This window comes from Wenzhouxiangella marina, assembly GCF_001187785.1.
GTDB classification, from domain to species: Bacteria; Pseudomonadota; Gammaproteobacteria; order Xanthomonadales; family Wenzhouxiangellaceae; genus Wenzhouxiangella; species Wenzhouxiangella marina.
In genome coordinates, this window is the sequence record NZ_CP012154.1 from 2,995,099 (window position 1) to 3,011,979 (window position 16,881).

Annotated in this window: 10 protein-coding genes and 1 tRNA gene; 7 read left to right on the top strand and 4 right to left on the bottom strand. The window is 66.6% G+C overall.

Going from position 1 to position 16,881, the window contains the following annotated elements:
- Positions 1 to 5 precede the first annotated feature (5 nt).
- The gene (locus WM2015_RS12745; protein WP_049726404.1) at positions 6 to 1,823 is read left to right on the top strand and encodes a DUF294 nucleotidyltransferase-like domain-containing protein; all 1,818 of its coding nucleotides are present in this window, start codon (positions 6 to 8) and stop codon (positions 1,821 to 1,823) included.
- On the opposite strand, the gene WM2015_RS16075 is transcribed toward WM2015_RS12745, so the two are convergent.
- Positions 1,824 to 2,387, bottom strand: a complete 564-nt coding sequence (locus WM2015_RS16075) for an ECF-type sigma factor (RefSeq protein WP_049726405.1) — start codon at positions 2,385 to 2,387, stop codon at positions 1,824 to 1,826.
- A 120-nt stretch (positions 2,388 to 2,507) separates the two neighbouring features.
- On the opposite strand from WM2015_RS16075, the gene WM2015_RS12755 reads away from it, so the two are divergent.
- The 5 genes from WM2015_RS12755 (at position 2,508) to WM2015_RS12775 (ending at position 11,235) form a co-directional block, all read left to right on the top strand.
- Positions 2,508 to 5,228, top strand: coding sequence for a serine/threonine-protein kinase (locus WM2015_RS12755; protein WP_049726406.1), 2,721 nt, complete (start codon positions 2,508 to 2,510; stop codon positions 5,226 to 5,228).
- 141 nt (positions 5,229 to 5,369) lie between these two features.
- Positions 5,370 to 6,857 carry a right-handed parallel beta-helix repeat-containing protein gene (locus tag WM2015_RS12760; protein WP_049726407.1) on the top strand — a complete coding sequence of 496 codons (1,488 nt, stop codon included), beginning with the start codon at positions 5,370 to 5,372 and terminating at the stop codon, positions 6,855 to 6,857.
- Between the two features lie 13 nt (positions 6,858 to 6,870).
- The gene (locus WM2015_RS12765; RefSeq protein ID WP_049726408.1) at positions 6,871 to 9,684 is read left to right on the top strand and encodes a choice-of-anchor D domain-containing protein; all 2,814 of its coding nucleotides are present in this window, start codon (positions 6,871 to 6,873) and stop codon (positions 9,682 to 9,684) included.
- A 76-nt stretch (positions 9,685 to 9,760) separates the two neighbouring features.
- Positions 9,761 to 10,603, top strand: a complete 843-nt coding sequence (locus WM2015_RS12770; protein ID WP_049726409.1) for a hypothetical protein — start codon at positions 9,761 to 9,763, stop codon at positions 10,601 to 10,603.
- An 89-nt stretch (positions 10,604 to 10,692) separates the two neighbouring features.
- Positions 10,693 to 11,235, top strand: a complete 543-nt coding sequence (locus WM2015_RS12775; RefSeq protein WP_156201179.1) for a hypothetical protein — start codon at positions 10,693 to 10,695, stop codon at positions 11,233 to 11,235.
- 23 nt (positions 11,236 to 11,258) lie between these two features.
- Here the strand turns inward: WM2015_RS12775 and WM2015_RS12780 are convergent, their stop codons facing one another.
- Positions 11,259 to 11,804 (bottom strand): hypothetical protein, encoded by a 546-nt coding sequence (locus WM2015_RS12780; RefSeq protein WP_049726411.1) that lies wholly within the window; start codon positions 11,802 to 11,804, stop codon positions 11,259 to 11,261.
- A gap of 145 nt (positions 11,805 to 11,949) precedes the next feature.
- On the opposite strand from WM2015_RS12780, the gene WM2015_RS12785 reads away from it, so the two are divergent.
- Positions 11,950 to 13,557 (top strand): tetratricopeptide repeat protein, encoded by a 1,608-nt coding sequence (locus WM2015_RS12785; RefSeq protein WP_049726412.1) that lies wholly within the window; start codon positions 11,950 to 11,952, stop codon positions 13,555 to 13,557.
- Between the two features lie 615 nt (positions 13,558 to 14,172).
- Here WM2015_RS12785 and WM2015_RS12790 read toward each other — a convergent pair.
- A tRNA-Arg gene (locus tag WM2015_RS12790) sits at positions 14,173 to 14,249 on the bottom strand.
- A gap of 178 nt (positions 14,250 to 14,427) precedes the next feature.
- Positions 14,428 to 16,683 carry a putative bifunctional diguanylate cyclase/phosphodiesterase gene (locus tag WM2015_RS12795; RefSeq protein WP_049726413.1) on the bottom strand — a complete coding sequence of 752 codons (2,256 nt, stop codon included), beginning with the start codon at positions 16,681 to 16,683 and terminating at the stop codon, positions 14,428 to 14,430.
- Positions 16,684 to 16,881 lie beyond the last annotated feature (198 nt).

The following is a 16,881-nucleotide window of genomic DNA, read 5'->3' on the forward strand; positions in this document are numbered from 1 at the left end:
ATGCCATGTCCACCGACGCACTCCAGCCACTGCTTGCCCGAGTCGCCCCGTTTTCCGAACTGAGCGAGGCTCAGCGCGATTCGGTCGCCCGACGCTTCAGCCACCAACGGGCCGAAGCGGGCAGCGACATCGGGTGCTTCGAGCCCCCGGGCAGACAGGGACTTTTCCTGATCGAAGCCGGCGAGGTCGAGCTGCTGGACACGGATGGCCAGACCCTCGAGATCCGACAGGCCGGCGAGTTGTTCGGACACGCCATCAGCATCGATGGCCAGCGTCCGGACTACCGGGCGCGCGCCCGCGGCAAGGTCGAGGTCTGGCACCTCAACGCCGAAGCCCTGGCCCAACTGAACCGCGATCTGCCCGAGGTCGATCGCTTTCTCAAGGCTTCACCCGGAGAGCGCCTGCGCGCCCTCCAGGGAGGGCGCCGTGAGCGCCTCGCCGATCTCGACCTGCGGCCACCGATCACGGTGGGCCCGCAGACCTCGCTGCGTGATGCCGCCGAGCGGATGGCCGAGCATCAGATCAGCTCCCTGCCGATCGTCGACGGCGAGGCCCTGGTGGGCATGCTCACCGACCGCGACCTGCGCAATCGGGTCGTGGCCCGAGGCCTGGATGGCAGTCGCCCGGTCGCCGAGGTCATGACGTCGAACCCGACGGCGATTTCGCCGGAGCGCCGGATCGAGGATGCCCTCGTCGAAATGATGAAGCTGGGTGTCCACCACCTCCCGGTCGTCGATCCCGAAGGTGGATTGACTGGCGTCGTCAGCGCAGGCGATCTGCTGCGATTGCAGGCGCCACATCCTCTACGCCTGGTCCGCGACATCCAGCGCAGCAGCAGCGCCGAACAGGTGGCCCGGCTCGCTCAGCAAGGCCCCGGCATCCTTGCGCGGCTGGTGCATCACGGCAGCGAGGTCTACGAGGTCGGCCGCATGGCCAGCATGATCACCGATGCCTGCACGCGTCGCCTGATCCAGCTCGCGCTCGAGGCACTGGGCGAGGCGCCGATGAACTGGTGCTGGACGGCCTTCGGCTCGCAGGCGCGCATGGAACAGGGCCTGATCTCCGATCAGGACAACGGTTTGATCCTGGCCGAGGAACCCGACGCCGAAGCCGCCGCCTGGTTCCAGGACTTCGCCGGGCGCGTCTGCGACGGCCTGAACGACTGCGGCTACGTCTACTGCCCGGGCGGCGTCATGGCCAAGGGCGACTGGCGCATGTCCTGGGAGGCCTGGCGGAGGACCTTCGATGGCTGGATGGTCGAACCGGAACCGAAGGCGGTGATGCAGAGCTCGATCTTCTTCGACATGCGCGCCGTGGCCGGGGATGAAGTGCTGGCGAAGCGCCTGCACGGCGAGGTCCTCGAGCAGGCCAGCCACTCACGCCTGTTCCGCCGCTTCCTGGCCGCCGAATCGATGGGCAACCGCCCCGCCCTCGGCCTGTTCGGCCAGTTCGCTCGCGAGGACGGCAAGGACGATGCCCGCGGACTGAACCTGAAGAAGCGCGGCGTCATTCCGATCGTCGATCTGGCCCGTGTCCGCGCCCTGGAAGGCGCCATCCGGGCCGTCCACACGGAAGATCGCATCCGTGCCGCGGCCGAGGCCGAGATCATGAGCCAGAGCGATGCCGACGACCTGATCCACGCCCTGCGCTTCATCGGCAACGTCCGCCTGCGCCACCAGGTCGCCCTGTTCGATCAGGGAAAGCAGCCGAACCACCTCGTCGACCCCGACGAACTCTCCGGCCTGCACCGCCGCTACCTGCGTTCGGCCTTCGGAATCGTCAAGACCGCGCAGAAGGCGCTGGAGCTGCGCTACTCGATCTGATCAAGCCCCCAGCTGCTGACGCAGAAAGGCCTTGGCGATGCGCGTATCGCGCTTGATCGTGGGGGCGGAGACACCGAGCTGTTCGGCGAGCTCTTCGACGGACAGACCGGCGAAGAAGCGCATCACCATCACCTCGGCCAGGCGGGGATCGCGTTCGGCCAGCTTGTGCAGGGCATCATCGAGGGCCAGAATGTTCTCGGCCTGGCTTTCCACGGCGAGATTCTGCTCATCCAGATCCAGTGGCGCCACCCCGCCTCCCCGCCGATCGGCGAGCTTGCGCCGGGCGTGGTCGACCACGATGTGCCGCATCACCAGCGCGGCGCTGGCAAAGAAATGCTTGCGATTCTGGAACTCGGCGTTGCGCGAGCCGGCGAACAGTTTGAGATAGGCCTCGTTGACCAGCACGCGGGTATTGAGCGTCGCGCCGCGTCGGTGCTTCGCCAGTTCCGAACGGGCCAGGCGGAGCAGTTCCTGATAGACCGCTTCGATCACTTCGCTCTCGACCTGCTGATCGCCGCCCGCTGCCGCCAGCTGTTGCGTCAGTGCTTCCGGTATCTCGGTCATCGGCCCGCCCCGTGCTATCGACCCTCTCCCACGAACCCCCAGCCTGGACGCAGCCTGCGCCAGGCCTCCCCAAGGCGCTACTATACCCAAAGGAGCAGCAGACACTGGCTGGAGGGGCGAGTGCGGGAAGCGGATCGCTGGGCACGCGTACGCGAGGTCTTCGAGGCGGCGCTCGAGCGGCCGGAATCCGAGCGCCTCGACTTCGCCAACGCCCGCGCCACCACGCTCGACTTCACCGACACCATGCGGCGAGAACTGCTCGGCATGCTCAGCGCCGACGCCAGTGCCACCCTCGACTCCCTCGAACAGGCCGCACCCGAGCTGCTCGTCCAGCTCGGCGAATCCCTGGGCCGCGCGAACTTCAAGCCCGAGCCGGGCCACCGCCTGGGCCGCTGGACCCTGCTGCGGGAACTCGGACGAGGCGGCATGGGGCGGGTGTTCCTGGCCGAGCGGGTCGAGCAGGATTTTCATCAGCTCGGTGCGCTCAAGCTGATCGAGTCCTCCATCGCACTGCCCGAACTGCAGGCCCGTTTTCGCGAAGAGCGACGGATTCTCGCCCGCCTCGAGCACCCCGGCATCGCGCGCCTGCTCGACGGCGAGGAAACGCCGGATGGCCAGCCCTTCCTGGTCATGGAGTACGTCGACGGCCTGCCGATCGACCGCTATTGCAACGAGCAGCGCCTGAATCTGAAACAGCGCCTCGAGCTGATGATCGAGGTCTGCGAGATCGTCGCCGCCGCTCACCGGCGCCTCGTCGTCCATCGGGATCTCAAGCCCTCGAACATCCTGGTCGATCGCGACGGCAAGGTCCGCCTGCTGGACTTCGGCATTGCCCGCCTGATCGAAGACGACGGCCAGGCGGCGACGCGAAGCCGTCAGTTCACCCCGGAGTACGCGGCCCCCGAGCAGGTGCGCGGCGAACCCGCCACCACCAGCGTCGATGTGCATGCCCTGGGCCTTCTGATGTATCAGTTGCTGACCGGCACCCGGCCCTGGGCCAAGACCGCCAGCACGCCCTTTGCCTACGAGCAGGCGGTTCTGAACGAGCCGCCCACCCTGCCCTCGCGCGCGCTGGACAGCGAGCTCAGCGCGCCGACCTGCCAGGCCCTGGGGCAGCCCCTCGATCGCCTGCGACAGTCCCTGCGCGGCGATCTCGATGCGATCATGATGAAGGCCCTGCGCAAGGAGCCGGAGCAGCGCTACGGCTCGGCCGAAGCCCTCGCCGAGGACCTGAGGCATTACCTGGCCCGACGGCCGGTAGCGGCTCGTCGCGGCACGCGCCGCTATCAACTGTCCCGATTCGTGGGTCGCCACCGCCTGTCCGTGGCGCTGGGACTGAGCTTGCTGCTGGTCCTGATCGGCGGCGTGACAGTGCTGGCGCTCCAGGCCGGACAGATTCGCGCCGAACGCGATCAGGCCATTGCCGAACGCGAACGGGCCGATGCCATCGTCGCCTTCCAGCAGGACATCTTCCGCCAGGCCAACCCGAGCGTGCATGGCGGTCAGGAACCCACGGCCAGCCAGTTGCTGGACATCGGCGAGGAGATGCTCAGCGATCGCGAGTCCCTTCCGGCAGCGACCCGCGCGGCCCTGAGCGAGGATCTGGCCACCTCGCGCTTCGCCCTGGCCCAGTACGACGAAGCCGCCGCGCTGGCCGGCCGGGCCCTCGAGATGTATCGAGAGGCCGGCGACATCGCCGGCAGCTGGCGGGCACGCATCCTGATCGCCAAGACCCTGTTCAACCGCCAGCGAAGAGACGAAGCCGCCGCGATGATCGCCGGCCTGGTCGATGGTGACCCCCACCCCGAGGCCGGCCTCATGGCACGCGCCGAGGCGCATTATCTTCAAGGCCTGATCGTCGGCAACGAAGGACGGACCGACGAGGCCCTGGCACATCTCTTCGAAGCCGCCGAACTGCACCGCCGGCACGGCGAGCGCGTGCTGTGGAACCGATTCCGGGACCTGTCCCCGGCGATCACCTACCTGGGCGATGCCGGCCGACACGAGGAGGCCGGAGCCCTGATCGAACAACTGCAGGCCGAGGTGGCCGAGGCCGAACCCGACCCGCTCATGGAGCTGAACCTGGCCTCGGTGATCACCCTGCACCTGGAGCAATCCGGGCGCCATGAGGAACTGCGCCCCTATCTCGAGCGCCGCCTGGAACTGACCGAAGCCATCTACGGTGCCGACTCGAACAAGGCCAGCTACCCGCTGCTTCAGCTCGGCCGCCTCGATGCCGAAGACGGCGAACCGGAGCGCGCCCTGCACTGGCTCGAGCGCGCGCTGGCGATTCGCACCCGAACCATGGGGCCCGAGGCCAGGGGCACGCTGCGGGTGCATCGCTCGATGGCCCTGGTGGAGCTGCAGATGGGCCGAGCCGAGGCGGCCAGGCGTCGGATCGAGCGGGTCATCGCCGGGCGCGTGGCCACTCACGGCCCGGATCACCACGCGGTGGCCAGCGCGCGGACCATCCACGCCATCGCCACCGAATCACTGGGCCACCACCTCGAGGCAGCGGCCGAGGCTCGAGCCATCCAGGATGATTTGCCTATCGGCTGGAGCGAACTCAGCGAAGGCGAAAAGGAGCGCCTGCAAGGCATCCAGAGCCGCGCATGGGAGACGCCCGAGGCCTGCGATCGACTGGTCGCCGACATCGACCAGCAGATTCTCAGCGCGCTCTATCGGATCGACTGCCTGCTGCGCCACGGCCAGGACGAGACGGCGAGGGCGCTGGCACGCTCCCTGGATGCCGACCGTCTCGCCCGCACCGATCCCGATCCAGCCCTGAAGGCCCTGTGCCAGCAGGCCCTTGCCCTTTCCGATTCCGCCGTCACGGACTGATTCCCCCACAGTCCCCGCCGACCGCCTCCGGCTGGATCGACGATCGCCTGATCCCTGTTTCCACGCCTTGCGTATGTCCGGGTATGAACGCCCGCTCCATGGCCGAGCCGGCACGAACCGCTCATCTGCAAGGACCGACCCATGCACAAGCTCAAGCCAGTTACCCGCGCCCTACTCGGCCTCGGCCTCATCGCCGGCCTCTGCACCCAAGCCCCGGCCGCCACCTTCGAGGTGAGCAGCACCGCGGATGCCGGGCCCGGCTCCCTGCGCGACGCCGTCGCCCAGGCCAACGCCAACCCGGGCGCCGACTCGATCACCTTCGTCGATGGCCTGGGCACGATCACCCTGCTCACGCCCCTGGTCAGCACCGACGAACTCCAGATTCTGGGCGGCTCGAGCGGCCAGACCCTCAGTGGCGGAAATCAGACCCGCATCCTGTCGGTGCCCAACGACGGTGACTCCCTGGCGCTGAGCGATCTGCGTCTCACCAACGGCCGCACCACGACCGACGGCGATCCCGGCAATCCCTGCACGGCGAGCGACGGGCGCGGCGGTGCCCTGTGCAGCAACGCCGCGACCTTCCTCACCCGCATCACGGTCGAGAACAGCACGACCCTCGGCGCACAAGCGCATGGCGGCGGCCTGTACCTCGCCAGCGGCGCCTCGCTGGATGACAGCATCGTGCGCAACAACACCACCCAGGGCGATGCCGCCAACGGCGGCGGAGTGGCGGCCGACGAGTTGATGTTCGTCCACAACAGCCTGATCCAGAACAACGAAGCCATCGCCGTCAACGCCCGGGGCGGCGGCCTCTACATGCCCTCGGGCACGGACTTCGAGATGCGCTACAGCGCCGTGATCGCGAACGTCTCCGGCGGCTCGGCCGGCGGCCTCCGGGTCAGCCGGACCCTGATGGAAAACAGCACCGTGGCCAACAACAATGCGGTTGTCGGGGGCGGCATGGACCTGGATGTCAGCATCAATCTGGGTGGCGATCCGGGCACACCGATCATCCGCAACAGCACGATCGTGGACAACTTCGACAGCGACCCGGTCAGCACCAGCGGTGGCGGCTTGCGCGTGCTCTACTTCCAGACCGACTACACGGCGCGGCTCGAAAGCGTCCTGCTGGCCGGCAATTTCGGGCCCTCGGGCAATCTCAATGTCGTGGGCGTCGCCGGCAACCCGGACCTGAACACGGCCGAGGTCACACTCGATGTGCTGTTCAGTCAGATCGGCAATGGCGCCGCCGTGATCAACGGCATCGACCAGAACAACCTCTTCGACACTTCAGCCCAACTGCTGCCACTCGGTGACCGCGGCTGCGCCGCCATGGCCGGCGCGCCGGGCACCCGGCTCTGCGTGCCTGTGCATGAAGTCCAGGCCAGCTCGCCCGCGCTCGATGCCGGCAGCAACCCCGGCAATCTCGAGTGGGACCAACGTGGCGAGGGCTTCCCGCGCGTGGTCGGGGGGCAGGCCGACATCGGCGCCTTCGAATCCGGCCTCAGCGGCGCGCCGACCGTGCCTGCGGTCGGTGTGCCGGTGCTGGACCCGCAAGGCCTGGGCCTGATGATCCTGCTCATGGCGTTGATCGGCCTGGTGGTAATCGGTCGCGCGGGACGCGGCTGAGGAGGAATCGACGATGATCAACCGTACCTGCCTGCGCCTGGCCGCCTTCGCTCTGGCTGCCTGTCTACCCGCCGTCACTCCGGCCCAGACCCCACTGGTCGATGTGCTGAGCGAACCCGTGTTCGGCGATGGCTTCGGCCACAACCTCGTGGCGCGGGGCGACGAGTTGATCATTGCCAACATGACCATCGGCGAGGTCGGAGCCTTCGTCTACCGCCGGGTCGACGGCCAGTGGCAGTGGGCCCAGGACCTGATCCTGCCGGGCGCCTCCGCTTCGAGTCCGCAGACGCACCGCCGGGTCGGCCTCGATGGCGACCGCCTGGTCATCGGCGCAAGCTCGGCCGGAAGTGACGGCCGCGTGTTCGCCTTCCTTCGCGATGGCGATAGCTGGGAACTCGACCAGATCATCGACGCGCCCATCCAGGGACACTACACGGGCTTCGGCAGTGCGATCGCGCTGGACGGCGGGACCCTCGCAGTGGGCGCACCATTTCAGACCGCGCCGCAATCCGGGACCGGCTTTCAGGCCGGGCAGGTGCACCTGTATCGCCTCGAGCAGGGCAGCTGGACCCTGAGCCACAGCCTGGTCTCGAGCACCAGCAACAAGTTCAAGGCGCGCTTCGGCAACGAACTCGGTCTGGCCGATGGCCGACTGCTGATCGGTGAAGCCGCGCGCGCCCGGGTCCATGTCTACCAGGCCGCCGGCGAGGACTGGCTGCTGGAAACCGTCCTGATGCCCGGCGATGGGGAGGACGCCGGCGCGGGCTTCGGCACCAGCTTTTCCATCGACGGGTCCCGCATCGCGATCGGCGCGCCCGGGGCGATCGTGGACGGTGAGTCCGGCGAAGGCGCCGTCTATGTGTTCATCTTCGACGGTCTGAACTGGGGACAGCTGCAGCGCCTCACAGCCCCGGATCAACCGCGGGAAGCCTTCGGTCAACAGGTCGACATGCATGGCAATACCTTGCTGGTCGGCGAGATCGGCCAGACCGTCTCCGTGTCTGCCGGCCGCGCACATCGCTTCGAAAGCGGTGGTATGTTCTTTTCCCTGGCAGAAACCCTGTCCCAACCGGCCGCGCCCATCCTCTACCCTGCGGGTGTCGCCACGGCCATCACGGAATACGGCTTCCTGACGGCCGATTCGATCCGCAGCGGCGGCTCGGTCCTCGTCCATGAGCCTGCCAAGCCCGAGCTGGAGCTGGCGCCCTCGCCACTGAGCTTCGGCGCCGTCGCCATCGATGCCAGCCAGCTCGCCGAAGTGACGCTCCAGAACACGGGCAACGCGACGCTTGAGATCAGCGCCGTCTCGCCCGCGCTCGGCGCCTTCACGCGCCAGGCCGGCAGCTGCCCCAACCTGCTGCCGATCGTCCTCGACCCCGGCCAGAGCTGCACCCTGGTCTATCGATTCGCGCCAACGATCCCGGACCCCGAGGCCACCCAGATCGAGTTCTACAGCAATGCCGAACCCGGCCTGACGCCACTGGCGATGAGCGGCGAAGGGATCGGCGCCCAGTTGAGCATCCAGCCATCGCCGCTGGACCTGGGCACGAGCCTGATCGGCTTCAGCTCCCCGGCCCTGCCGGTCTCGATCAGCAACCAGGGTGGCCTGCCCGTCACGATCAGCCAGCTGCCCGAACCCGGCGCGCCGTTCGAGCAGATCTCGACCACCTGTCCGGCCACCCCGTTCGACCTGATGCCGGGTGAGAGCTGCAGCGCCAGCTACCGCTTCACGCCCCTGGCCGCAGGTCCCGTCACGGGTGCCGTGGACATCGTCAGCTCGAGCGACAGCAGCCCGGATCAGGTGGTCCTGTTCGGCTACGCGGATGGTCCGGAGATCCAGCTCCTGCCCGCCTCGCTGGACTTCGGTGCCGTCGAAGTGGGCGACAGCGCCGAGATCGACCTGGAGATCTTCAGCAGCGGCGTGGACATGGTCACCGTCGACATGCTGGAGACCCCGAGCCCACCCTTCGAGCAGATCGGCAGCAGTTGCCCGGAAGCACCCTTCGTCCTTCCCGCCGATACCTCCTGCACGGTCAGCTACCGCTACACGCCGACCAGCGACACGGAATCGAGCCAGACGATCCAATTGAGCAGCAATGCGTCGGACCCGGTCCAGCCGATCGTCCTGCAGGGCAGCGGGCTGCAGGCGGCGCTGCTCATCTCCCCTGCCCTGCTCGACTTCGGCGATCTCCTGCCGGGCCAGACCGCCCAGGGCAGCATCCAGCTCTCCAATCCGGGCACGGCCGCGCTTCTGATGGAAACCTGGCAGCCGCCGAGCGCGCCTTTCGCCTGGACCGGCGGCAGCTGCCAGCTGCCCCCCTCGAGCCTGGAACCCGGCCAGGCCTGCACCCTGGACTTCGAGTTCGCGCCCCCCGCGATCGGCACCCATGAAGATGCCTTCCTGATCGGCACGGATCTCCAGGCCGAAGCCTTCGCCATCACTCTGCAGGGCGAAGCGGCCGAGCCCGAGCTTCGCTTCGAGCCCGCGCAGATCGATTTCGGCGCCATCCCGGTCGGCCAGAGCAGCCCGGACGTCGAAGTGCTGGTCTTCGGCAGCCATGCCATCGATATCGAGCTGGCCGCGATCAGCGCAGCAACGGCGCCCTTCGAACGGACGGGCGGCAGTTGCACGGGGCTTCCCCTGAACCTGAGCAGTGACTCCAGCTGTACCGTGATCCTGCGTTTCAGCCCGGAGGCGCTGGGCGCGTTCAGCGACACCCTGATCTTCGGCTCCGACGCCGGCAATTCCCCGACCGGCCTGAACCTGACGGGCTCGGGTGCCGGGGACGCGCTATTCGAGGATCGATTCGAGCAGTCGCCACCTTGACCTGGCGCGGCAACTTGCATCGAATCCGGCTAAATGCCATGATTGGCTTAAATCGAACGGCGGACAGGGATCCATCATGGCGAACAGCAAGGGACAGAGCTTCAGCGTGGAGCACAAGGGTAGCGGCGCTTTCCTTCGGCAGCTGCCGAGCCTGCTCGTCGCCGCGCTCCTGTTCGCCCTGTTCGCATTCTCCAGCCAATCCAACTTCGATCAGGCCAGGGCCCAGGCCCACTCCGAGTGGCGGATCGGAATCGGCCCGGCCCATTGGCTGAGCCTCGCCCGGCAGGGTTCAGGTGTCCATCCGGACATCGAATGGCAGGCCTTCGAGGTGGACTTCCACCCGGGCTGGGCGACCTTGGCGGTGGCCCTGGCCTTGCTCGCCGTCGGCCTCCTGCGCCGCCGTTCGGTCCAGCGGCTGGGCCTGAACCTCGGCCAGGCCCTGGAGCAGGCGCTCCGGCCATGCGGCCAGCGACTTGCCCCCTTGGCCTGGCCAGTGGCCAGACTCGGGCACATCGCCCTGTCCGCATCGATGGCCGGCCTGGCCGCCGCCCTCGCCTTCAACCTGCTCTGGCCGATTCCGATCAGCTACACGATCGAACTGAGGGATGCGGGGGCGGCGCACCGCGTGCAGGAGCAGATCGAGCCTCGTCTCGAGGAGCAGCTGCCTGGCTTCTCCATCCGCAGGGCCGAAGCACCGGAGCCCCAGGCCGCGCTCGTGATCGAAGGCCGTCGGCACCTGTACGCCATCAATCACGACCTCATCGACCTGATCCCTCGTGGAGAGCTGATGGCCGGCTCCAGCCACCGCTTTCAGCAGTCGCCGCATCCGGCCACCGTCCCCCTTGGCGTCCTGACCGCCGCGCTGTTCCTGCTCATCCACCTGTTGCGCGAACGGAAGAGGACTACTCAGCCCACCTGATTCACCAGCCTTCCGTCGCGAGGCTCTGGCGGTGTCGCCGTTGGGTGGGTGGTGCGCAGGATGGGCCTGGCCCGCTCGACTGGGCTACCATGACCACCAGCCCCTGCTGCCACTCGGTCATGCAAATCCACGGCGATCTCACCATCAACGGCAGGAAGTACCGAAAAGGAGACGAAATCCCCTGGTATTTCGTCTACCCCTTCTTCCTGTTCCATATGGGGGTGTTCGGCTTGTCGGGCTTCTTCATGGCCTATGCCAGCGAGGGGCCCGGCCTGGTGTTCCTCTACATGCACGGCGGTATCGCCTGCGTCGTCTACCTGATCTTCTACCTGGTGATCTTCGGTATCGACCGAGTGCGCTGGATGTTCATCAACGCGGGCCTGGGTCTGTTCGGCATCTATGCGCAGATCGACTGGATCCTGTCGGCCTTCGGCAAGCGCGCGGCCGACTACTCGGCAGCGGTGCATTTCATTCCCTTCTTCTACTACGTGCTCTACACCTTCCTGCTCCATCAGATGCTGCTGGACCTGAGCCGCGCCCGGGACAACGAGCGGCGGCGCCGATGGATCGACGCCGCCTACATTGCAGGGTCCCTGCTGGTCTACGGCACGATCTGGCTCAGCCAGCGCTGAGCAGGACCGCCAGCTCCACCGACTCAGCGAATGCGCTCTCTCGCTGGCATCAGCTGGCGGACTCGACAGCTGCCCGTGTAGTCGACCAGGGCATCACCCTGTTCGTCCATGGCGCCGACACCGACAATCTCCAGATGACAGCGAATATCCGGGCCATTCAAGCGGTTCTCGAGAAACACCCGACCGAAGGTTTCCCCCGTGCCCAGATTGACGTCGAAGCGGAACTCGTCGTCGTGCAGCAGCACCGGCCCCATGCCGAGGACTTGACCGGAGAACACCTGGTGCCCCGTGTTGACCAGGGTGCCGGCGGCAAAATCGAAAACCGAAACGGGGTGATAGAGGATTCGACCTTCGAGATCACCGCTCAGCTCGACCGTTTCGGTGCTGCGCTGCACGAAGCCGACCTCGGTTTCCGTGACCGAATGGACGATGGCGCTGGAGAATCGGTGCACCCCCGAACCACTGACCTCGACCCAGCGATTGCCGGGCTGGGTCGGATCCTCGCTGGCGCAGGCGAGTTGGCTGAGCAGGGTCAGCGAAGAGGCAATCAGAAGATGGCGAGCATTCATTGGAAACTCCTGTTTCGGAAAGGGAGCTCCACCCTAGGCCGCCGAACCGGCCCTCGAAAGACGCACGGCGGGTCATGACCCGCTTTGGCACGAGCTGGCACGAGCTGCCTGGCCGGAGGCTGGGATCGCGACGTAAGATGGGCGCATGGGCGACGAGACTGATTCAGACCGCATCGACTCCTGGAAGGCCATTGCCTCGCATCTGAAGCGGAGCGTACGAACCGTCAAGCGCTGGGAGGCCGACGAGGGGCTTCCCGTGCACCGCCACCTGCACCAGCGGCAGAGCACGGTCTTCGCCTACCGCAGCGAACTCGATCGCTGGCGGTCCATGCGCGCCCTGCCCGCCACGCCGCCGACCCCGACGATGGAAAGCGCAGCGGGGGACGGCCTGCTGGTGCTGCCCTTCGATCACATCGGACCCGATGCGGGCGATGCCTGGCTGGCCGACGGCTTCGGAGAGGCCCTGATCGCCGATCTATCCGCCCTGCAGGGCCTGCGGGTCATCTCGAGCACCTCATCGAGGATGCTGAAGGGTCAGCCGCAGGACCTGCGCAGCCTCGGGCGCCGCCACCGCCTGGCCTACCTGATCGAGGGCAGCTGCCGGAATCACGGACCACGCCTGCGGATTTCCGTCCGGATCGTCGACGTCCAGGATGACGCCAGCATCTGGAGCGCGCACTTCGATGGCGTCATCGACCAGGCCTTCGAGCTGCAGGCACGCCTGGCCCTGGCCGTCACCAAGGCCCTGGAACAAGCCCTGGGCCGCCCGCTCGCACGGCCGACCCGAACCCTCGCCGAAAGCGAGGACGTGGCGACCTGGCAATGCCTGCTTCTGGCCCGGCAGCAGACGCTCGGCTGGCGCCCCGAAGGCCTGCAAGCCGCAGTCGAGCTGCTCGAAAAGGGGCTGGAGACGCTCGGTGAACAGCCGTCCCTGTTGGCCGCCCTGGGTCGGACCTGGCTTCAGTTCCGAGAGGCCGCGGTGGACCTGAGCCCGGCGCCGCTGGAGCAGGCGCGACGCTGTGCGCGGCGCCTGGAGCAATGCGCTCCCGAGCATCCTGGCGCCTATCAGTTGCTCGGCTGGATTCGCTATGCCGAAGGTCAGCTGCAGTCCGCCATCGATGCACTGAAACAATCGGACCGGGCCCGCCCGGAAGACCCGGAAACCCTGGGCCTGCTGGTCAACTGCCTGCTGATTTCGGATCGAGCCGAGGAGGCTCGGCCGATGATCATCCATCTGCAGTCCATCGATCCCCTCAGCCCCTTGACCGCCTGCCTGCCGGGCTGGGACCGCGCCCTGCAGGGCGATTTCGAGGGCGCACTGCCCTACTACCAGACCATGCACGCGATGGATCCGGACAACCCCGTGGGCCGCCTCTTCCTGGTCTGGCTGAATCTACTGGCCGGCCACCACGAGCCCCTGGACACGCTGGTTCACCCCGACGACCCCGGCCTGGCGACGCAACCCGCGCTTCAGGTCGCACGATTCCTGGTCGCGGCCCGAGCCGGGCGAGACGATGCCGAACGGGAACTGGGCAGCGCAGTCACCCGGCTCGCCCGGGTCAGCGAGATGATCGCGCGATTCCTGGCCGATGGCCATGCCCTGCTGGGCCGGAACGACGAGGCGCTGCGCTGGCTGAAGGTCTCGGTCGACAGCGGGTTTTCTCATCGACGCTTTCTCGAACAGCTGAATCCGCTGTTGGAGCCATTGCGGTCGGAGCCGGGGTTCCGGGCGCTGGTGCGGTCGATTCAGTAACGGCTTGGAGGGGGTGGGTTCGATTCAGGGGTGCGCGCCCGGCAGGATTACTGCGCTGCTTCGCAGCTTGCCCTGCGGGTTGACGCTCCGCGTCAATGAACTCGCCTGCGGCTCGGTTGACTGCAGCGCTTCGCGCTTTGCCCTGCGGGCTTCGCGGCTGAAGCCGCTCGTCGTCAGTTGCTGCGCAACTGGTCGAACCAAGGTTCAATTCCGTAGACGGGCGAGTCAGATACGAAAAAACCCCGCTACGCGGGGCTTTGTCGTATCTGGCGCGCCCGGCAGGATTGATCAAAACCGCTCGAAGGCGGTTTTGACCCTGCGGGCTTCGCGGCTGAAGCCGCTCGTCGTCAGTTGCTGCGCAACTGGTCGAACCAAGGTTCAACTCCGTAGACGGGCGAGTCAGATACGAAAAAACCCCGCTACGCGGGGCTTTGTCGTATCTGGCGCGCCCGGCAGGATTGATCAAAACCGCTCGAAGGCGGTTTTGACCCTGCGGGCTTCGCGGCTGAAGCCGCTCGTCGTCAGTTGCTGCGCAACTGGTCGAACCAAGGTTCAACTCCGTAGACGGGCGAGTCAGATACGAAAAAACCCCGCTACGCGGGGCTTTGTCGTATCTGGCGCGCCCGGCAGGATTCGAACCTGCGACCCCTGCCTTCGGAGGGCAGTACTCTATCCAGCTGAGCTACGGGCGCGTGGGGGCGGATTGTAACTGATTGCTTCGAGGGAATCGAGAATCGGAAGGCGCTCGCTTCGGCGAGGCAAAAAAAGACCGGCATCCAGGTGCAGGGAGGGATCGGATGCCGGCCGGAGCGGATTTGGGGCCGCTCTATGAGTACATACGCAAGCGGGCAGCGATTCGTGTCAGGCAATTCACGAATCCATCAGATGCGTCCAGTCCACGCTCTCCATCAGCATGGCTTCGATGCGGGGTGCCTCGACCGGTCGGGAGAACAGATAACCCTGGCCATGGATGCATTGGAAGGAACGAAGTAGCGCCAGCTGCTCGGGATGCTCGATGCCTTCCGCGACCGTCGCCATCCCCAGGTCCCGGGTCAGGGAGCAGATCGTCCGGGTGATGGCCTGGTCTTCCGGATCGTTGGCGAGATCCTGGACGAAGCCTCGGTCGATCTTGACCACCGAAATCGGGAAATTCTTCAGATAGGCCAGCGAGGAATAACCCACCCCGAAGTCATCGACCACGATTCGCATGCCGATGCCATCGAGCTTCTGCAGGGTGCGTCGATTGCGCATCAGGTTCTCGATCAGCACTTCCTCGGTGATCTCGAGGTGCAGCAGGGAGGGCTCGATCCTCGCCTCGTGCAGCATCACGCTCAGACGCTCGGCGAAGTCGGATTCGCGGATCTGGGCGCCGGAGATATTGACCGCCAGCCAGGGCGGCCTTCCGGTCAGGGCTTTCCAACGGCCCAGGTCACTCAGGGCCTGGCGCATGGCGAATTCGCCCAGGCGTCCGATCATGCCGGTTTCCTCGGCCACCCGGATGAACTCCTGCGGGGGCACCATGTAGCCGCTTTCGTGCTTCCAGCGCAGCAGCGCCTCCAGACCGACCAGCTTCATGCTCTCGAGCTCGACGATCGGCTGGTAGACCAGATGGAACTGACCCGCATCCAGGGCCTGCCGGATATCGCGGCTGAGCGTCAGGCGATGCTGGGCCTGGTCGAACATCTCGCGCGTGAAGACCGCGAACTGATTGCGACCGGCCTGCTTGGCCTTGAACAGGGCCGTGTCCGCGTTCTGGATGAGCTCGTTGACGCTCTCCCCGGCATCCGGGTAGTAAGCGATCCCGATGCTGGCCGAGATGAAGAAGCTGTTGCGTTCGATCTCGAAGCTCTCATCGAGGCTGCGCAGCAGATGGCCCGCCAACTGCTCGATCTGCGAACGGCTGTCCCGCCGCAGGGCGATCAGGAACTCATCGCCCCCGTGCCGGCCGATGAAATCCGAATCGCGAAGCACGCCGGCCAGACGACGCGGAATCTCGCACAGCAGCTGGTCACCCATCTGATGACCCAGGGAATCGTTGATGTCCTTGAATTGATCGAGGTCGAGGAACATCAGCGCCAGTTTGCCGGGCCCATCGTGGGCTTCGACCAGAAAGCGCTCGAGCGCCTGGCTGGCGCCGGTGCGGTTCGGCAAGCCGGTCAGGGGGTCATGCTTGACCAGAAACTCCAGCTCTCGCTCGACCAGCTCGCGCTCCTGGATCTCGCGCTCGAGGCGCCGGTTGGCGACCGACATGGAACTGGCCTGGCGACGCGCGGAGAGTCCGAGGTAGGTCAGGAAGGCCAGCAGGAAGGCGATCGCGATCCCGCCGACCAGGGCCACCATCGGCAGCGCCGTGCGTACATTGGCGATCTCGGTGGCCGAGGCAGCGAACTGGAACTGGAAGCCGCGGCTATCGTCATCCAGATCGAGGAAGAAGCCGGACTGCCAGTCCACCTGCGAAGGCCAATCCAGCGGCGGGAAGGGATAGACCTCTTCACCGTCGATCAGGACCCGCACATGGAGCTTGTCCCGAAAGACCTCGGACAGCATCGAGTCGACCGCATCCGGCACCGTCAACACGGCGGCCAGATAGCCCAGATGATCGGCACCGACCCCGATGGGACTGATAAAGACCACGCCTCGACGGCCATCCGGCAGATCGAAGGACTCGGTCACGACCAGCTCGCCGCTCCGGGCCGCTTCGAGCAGACGCTCCCGATAGCTGTCGCTCATCGGGTACGGCTGACCTGCCTGCGCATGGCGAATCCCCCAACTCTGGTCCCAGCGCGTCACGAGCTGATCGTCCAGCACGCTCAGGGCACGGTAGTAGGGGTGGTCGAGCTGGTACCGTCGGGCGTCTTCGCGCCAGCCGGGTTCGTCACTCAGACGGGAATCGAGCAATCGGGCCGCCATGCGCTGCTGCGCCTGGATCTGTGCACGGATGCTCGACAGCAGATCGGCTCGCGCATAGCGTGAGCGATCCTCGAGGTAGGTCGCCAGCGCGGCCCGCTCCGCGCCACGCAGGGTCTTGTGGAACCAGAGCGCACCCGCACTGCCCGCCAGCAGGATGGCCAGGGCAAGCGCCACGGCAAAGGGCCGACGGATCATCTGGAAATGGCCGAAGCTCACCTACGATTCAGCCGTGGGTGCAGGCCATACGATCCTGGCGCAAGGGAAACTCATTCGTAGTCTGAAAATGCCAAAACAGACAAGCTCGGCGGATGGGCGAGGAAGTATAGCGCAGCCGGGAAGATGGCGGCGATGCCAGCATGCAGCGCCCCTCATTCTGCGACTTCCCGACTCACCGAAAACCACGGAATGAGTGAC